Annotated in this window: 1 protein-coding gene; it reads left to right on the top strand. The window is 62.5% G+C overall.

The annotated features are described in order from the left end of the window. Positions 1–179 precede the first annotated feature (179 nt). Positions 180–2,528 carry a TonB-dependent receptor gene (locus tag VFO93_RS13180; RefSeq protein WP_325134842.1) on the top strand — a complete coding sequence of 783 codons (2,349 nt, stop codon included), beginning with the start codon at positions 180–182 and terminating at the stop codon, positions 2,526–2,528. Positions 2,529–2,613: the final 85 nt, after the last annotated feature.

Genomic DNA, 2,613 nt, shown 5'->3' with positions numbered 1-2,613 from the left:
CGCGGCCTGCGTGTGCCGGGCGGTTACTAATACGCCGTCGATGTCTAGGTAAAGCTTTGTCATAAAGCGAGTGGCGGGCTGATAGCCGGGCGGCTAAAGGTACTGCGGCTGCAAAAGATGCCGGCGGCCCAACCGCCCCGGCGGTACCTTCGTGCTAAATTCACGCGCTACTCACCGGAATGCCAAAACCCTATTCTATCCCCGGCCTCTGGCTGCTGGTGCTGCTTTTGCTGCACCTCGGCCCGGCCGCCGCCCAAACCCGCATTACGCTCAGCGGGACGGTGCAGGACGCTACCTCGGGCGAAAACCTGACCGGGGCCACCGTGCGGGTGCGCGAGCTGCCCGGCGTGGGCACCGGCGCCAACGCCTACGGCTTCTACTCGCTCACGGTGCCGGCCGGCACCTACACGCTGGAAGCCAGCTTTGTAGGCTACGCCACCCAGGCGCGGCCCCTCACGGTGAGCGCCAGCCAGCGCCTCGATTTTAAGCTGAAGCCCAGCGGCAACGACCTGGGCGAAGTGGTAGTGACCGGCCGCAGCGCCGATGCCAACATCAGCAAGGCGCAGATGGGCGTGGAGCAGCTCGACGTAAAGCAGATAGCCAAGGTGCCGGTGCTGTTTGGCGAAAAGGACGTGATTAAGACCATGACCCTGCTGCCGGGCATTAAGTCGGCGGGGGAGGGCAGCAGCGGGTTTTCGGTGCGCGGCGGGGCCGTAGACCAGAACCTGATTTTGCTCGACGAGGCGCCCGTGTACAACGCCTCGCACTTGCTGGGCTTTTTCTCGACCTTCAACTCCGACGCCATCAAGGACCTGACCGTGTACAAGGGCGGGATGCCGGCGCAGTACGGCGGCCGGCTGTCGTCGGTGGTCGATATCAAGATGAAGGACGGCAACAACCAGACGCTGCACGGCAGCGGCGGCATCGGCCTGATTTCGAGCCGCCTGGCGCTGGAAGGGCCGCTGGTGAAGGGCAAAGGCTCGTTTTTGGTGACTGGCCGGCGCACCTACGCCGACGTGTTTTTGAAGCTCTCGCGCAACGAAACCACCCGCAATTCAAGTCTGTATTTCTACGACGTCAACGCCAAGGCCAACTACACCTTCAACGACCGCAACCGGCTGTATTTCACCGGCTACATCGGGCGCGATGCGTTGGGCTTGGCCAATACCTTCGGGCAGTACTACGGCAACAAAACGGCCACGCTGCGGCTCAACCACCTGTTCAGCGACCGGCTGTTTTCCAATACCTCGCTCATTTACAGCAAGTACGACTACGATATTCAGATTCTGGCCAACAGCGCCAATTTTAGTATTCTGTCTAAAATTCAGGATTTTAACCTCAAGCAGGACTTCGAGTTTACGCCCAGCACCACCCAGACGCTGCGCTTTGGGCTGAATGCCATTCACCGCACCATCACCCCTGGCTACGTGTCGGCCACCGATGCCTCGACGGTGAACGCCACGGCCGACAAAACCAACTACTCGCTCGAAACGGCGGCCTACGTCTCGCACGAGTGGCAGGCCGCGCCGCGCCTCAACTTCACGACCGGGCTCCGTCTCTCGGGCTTTAGTTTGCTGGGGCCGGGCACCTACTCGACCTACGATGCGGCCGGCAACGTGCTGAGCGCTACCACCTACAGCCGGGGCGAATTTCTGAAAACCTACCTGCGCCTGGAGCCCCGCTTCGCGGCCAGCTATCAGCTCAGCGAGGCCGCCACCGTGAAGGCCAGCTACGCCCGCAACGTGCAGAACGTGCACTTGCTCAGCAACTCCAGCACCTCGCTGCCCACCGACCTCTACGTGCCTACCTCCTTCAACGTGCAGCCCGAAACCGCCGACCAGGTATCGGCCGGCTACTACCGCACGCTGGGCCAGGACAAGGGCTACACCCTGACCGTGGAAACGTACTACAAGGCGCTCGGCAACCAGATTGACTACCGCGACGGCACCCAGCTGCGCGGCAATTTCGACCCCGAGGCCAGCCTGCTCTACGGCAAGGGCCGGGCCTACGGCATCGAGTTTTTGGCCCGCAAAGACGTGGGCCGCCTCAGCGGCTGGGTGGGCTACACGCTCAGCAAAACCGAGCGGCAGTTCGCCGAAATCAACGGCGGCGCGTGGTTCAACGCCCGCCAGGACCGCACGCACGACTTGTCGGTAGTGGCTATCTACCAGCTCAATAAGAAGTGGACGTTCTCGGGCACCTTCCTGGCCAGCACCGGCAATGCCGTAACCTACCCGGCCGGCAAGTACCAGGTGGCGGGCCAGGTGGTGAACCTCTACAGCCTGCGCAACGCCGACCGCCTGCCCGGCTACCGCCGCCTCGACCTGGGCGCGACCTACGAAAAGCCCGGCCAGGAAAACCGCCGCTTCCACAGCAGCTGGTCGTTCTCGATTTACAACGCGCTGGGCCGTGAGAACCCGTACAGCATCCGGTTTGAGACGGACCCGAACGACGCGACGCGGACGCGGGCCGTGCAGGTGGCGCTGTTTCGGATGGTGCCTTCGGCAACGTATAATTTTAGTTTTTAAGGGGTTATGTGGAATATATTTGAATCGCTCACCGGCCGCGTGAACCTCACCCCCCGGCCCCCTCTCCAAAAAAGAGGGGGAGCCG

The sequence above is a fragment of the Hymenobacter sp. genome, assembly GCF_035709525.1.
In the GTDB taxonomy this organism is placed as follows: domain Bacteria; phylum Bacteroidota; class Bacteroidia; order Cytophagales; family Hymenobacteraceae; genus Hymenobacter.
This window is presented reverse-complemented; position numbering and strand designations above follow the sequence as displayed.

Excerpts from the sequence above, each read along its gene's own strand:
- VFO93_RS13180 (WP_325134842.1), top strand. The coding sequence starts at position 180 with ATGCCAAAACCCTATTCTATCCCCGGCCTCTGGCTGCTGGTGCTGCTT.